The following is a 2,744-nucleotide window of genomic DNA, read 5'->3' as shown; positions in this document are numbered from 1 at the left end:
AAACGGTATGGTTAGAGCAGGTACAAAGCTTTAGACGACAATATGCAAACTTTGCAGGGAGTAAACACGCATTATGCCGACAGGCGGCAAAGAATGACGTTAAATGGTACAAAGGGGCTGGGTAACCAGAATTTTATCTATAGAATATCAAAAAACATCAATACGAACCTAGCAAGCACATCAGCTTGCTGTTTTGCTTTCCTTGAACTCGATAAATCTGCGCTGGGATAACCGAAGTGACAGAAAGTAATATATTTAATGTATTTCACTGTGAGGAAATATTGATGCTGTGAATGAAATTACTGGTGCACTTTCAGATTAAATGTGGCTTACAATGGTGCATGTACAATGTGCTTGTCCCATTTTATCATGTTGAGCGTATAATTGTGCCTGTCCTATTTCGCCTTGCCAAAGTATTCCATGGCGCAGTAGGGCGACCTCAAAAGCTAGATAATTATTGTGCGAGCCTAGAAATGAAACGGCGCGCTAATTATAAGCAATGTGAAAAGTTACTGGCTTAATTTGAGACCACTAAGATAATCACTATATAATCAATACACGATGGTTTATAGGGTTAGGCGTGCCTTATTGCTGGGCATGAGTTCAGTTTTCCCTATTTTTGAGCTCATAGCACATGTAGTTAATTCAATTTTACTAACTAGGTGATATTTCAGGTTGAACATTGCCTGCTTATTAGTTTTTTGAATGGGTGTCGTTGTCCGTTTATTGTCCGTTTGCATCATCATTGTCCGCTTGCATCAATACGAACCTAGCAAGCACATCAGCTTGCTGTTTTGCTTTTCGTGAACTCGATAAATCTGCGCTGGGATAACCGGAGTGACGAAAAGCAATATATTTAATGTATTTCACCGTGAGGAAATATTGATGCTGTGAATGAAATTACTGGTGCACTTCCAGATTAAACGTGGCTTGCAATTGTGAATGTACAATTATGTGCCTGTCCGATTTTATCCCGCCTGTCCGATTTTATCCCGTCCCATTTTATCCTTTAAGCCAATGAAAAGTATGTTATGTTTAGTCATGTTAGCCTCTGCTGTTTTAGTTATTTGACAAACTAATTATGGCTCTGGCTTCTTTAAGCTAACCCACGAAAGCGAAGGCTAACACCGTGTGGCAGTCATTATGTCTATATGCACCTTATAGGTTGATTATCGCCGTTAGAGAAAAATCATCTTAAAGTCATAAGGACGTCAGTTTTTTAAAAGCCGGTTTGATTAAACTGACGACTTCTTTAATTATATTCAAATAAGGACATGTCATGAAGCGTATTTGTATTTCAGTTATTTTACTACTTTCGGTTCTAACTATGAGTAGCAAAAGTCATAGTCAGGATACATTTTCAGCTCCTGTAGGCCCATATCTTGGGCAAAAGCCACCGGGCTTAACTCCCGAAGTTTTCGCTCCTGGTATTGTTTCAACAGAGCATCATGAGTGGGGGGCTATCTTCTCACCCGATATGAAAGAGTTCTACTTTAGCAGGAGAAACAACCAAAGTGGAATAGATACGCACTTTGTTCTTAAATACGAAAATAACCGATGGTACCCGTCAGAAGTGGAACCTGGTGTGGGTGGGTCTATCTCTCCTGATGGTAAAACGATGTTCTTTAAAAACCAGTATAGGAAGCGAACTGATGAGGGATGGTCAGCGTTTAAAAGTCTTGGTTCAGCGTTTGAAGTTTTCGACATCATGCGTCTTACGGCTTCATCCAAAGGCACTTATGTTTTTGATGAATATCCTAAAGAAGGAGATTTTGTTCTTCGATATTCTCGACTAGTAAATGGCAAACGTGAAGCCCCAAAGCTACTTAGTAAAGAGATAAATACCGGGAAACAGAACGTCCATCCGTTCATTGCACCTGATGAATCCTATATTTTGTGGGATAGTACAAGAGATAATGGCTATGGTGGTAGTGATATCTATGTTAGTTTTCGACAAGAAAACGGCTCTTGGGGAGCTGCTATTAACTTAGGTGATAAGATAAACACAAGTACCTCACAACGTGGAGGATACGTAACACCGGATGGAAAATATCTTTTCTTTATGAACCCTGCTAGCACAGGAAAAGGAGATATGTTCTGGGTGGATGCGAAAATTATTGAGGCACTTAGACCCAAATGATGAATCATATAACATGTATGAGTCTTAATTCTGTCAATAGGCAATAGTGTTCTTTTTGACCGATTTTTGCAGTGGCAGTCAAATATAAATCAATAAACAAATTCGTTTATTTCATCTGTCGATGCGGCTGTTAAGCAAGTTACTTATGGCAAACACATAAAAGAGAAAAAGAACAGGCATAAATTTCTTGCATAATTGGGTGGTTTAACTACTGTTTATACATCCAGTTTGTTTGAGTGATTAAAATGACAAGAGCAAGGAATGCTTTAATTGATTTGTCTGCAACGCCTTATTACCATTTAATAGCAGGGTGTGTACGCCGTGCTTTTTTGTGTGGGGAAGATAAGTATTCAGGAAAGAACTTTGACCACAGAAGGGAATGGTTGGTTGAGAGAATGCAGTTACTCAGTAGTGTATTCGCAATAGAGATAGCGGCTTATGCGATTATGAGCAACCATTATCATCTTGTTGTGAAAGTAAATAAGCAAACCGCGCTTGATTGGTCAGATGATGAGGTTATTAGGCGTTGGTATCAACTTTATAATGGTGATTCATTGGTAGACAGAGGAAGTAAAAAAGGACAGGCACAAATTTCTCTCGCATG

At 39.1% G+C, this 2,744-nt stretch carries 2 protein-coding genes and 3 pseudogenes; 4 read left to right on the top strand and 1 reads right to left on the bottom strand.

Annotated features, from left to right (window positions below; genetic code table 11):
* Positions 1-125: pseudogene (locus tag J8M01_RS24110) on the top strand (alpha-amylase family glycosyl hydrolase); the annotation flags it as partial.
* Positions 126-410: 285 nt separating this feature from the next.
* Positions 411-521 (top strand): annotated as a pseudogene (locus J8M01_RS23630) (transposase); the annotation flags it as partial.
* Positions 522-723: 202 nt separating this feature from the next.
* On the opposite strand, the gene J8M01_RS23625 reads toward J8M01_RS23630, so the two are convergent.
* Positions 724-870: a hypothetical protein gene (locus tag J8M01_RS23625; protein WP_211059579.1), complete on the bottom strand. Its 147-nt coding sequence runs from the start codon at positions 868-870 to the stop codon at positions 724-726.
* A 409-nt stretch (positions 871-1,279) separates the two neighbouring features.
* Between J8M01_RS23625 and J8M01_RS23620 the strand changes: the two genes are divergently transcribed.
* Positions 1,280-2,140, top strand: coding sequence for a PD40 domain-containing protein (locus tag J8M01_RS23620; protein ID WP_210997131.1), 861 nt, complete (start codon positions 1,280-1,282; stop codon positions 2,138-2,140).
* A gap of 245 nt (positions 2,141-2,385) precedes the next feature.
* Positions 2,386-2,744 (top strand): annotated as a pseudogene (locus J8M01_RS23615) (alpha-amylase family glycosyl hydrolase); the annotation flags it as partial.

Origin of the sequence: Pseudoalteromonas sp. MMG005, assembly GCF_018101015.1 — a bacterium.
GTDB lineage: Bacteria > Pseudomonadota > Gammaproteobacteria > Enterobacterales > Alteromonadaceae > Pseudoalteromonas > Pseudoalteromonas aurantia.
This window is presented reverse-complemented; position numbering and strand designations above follow the sequence as displayed.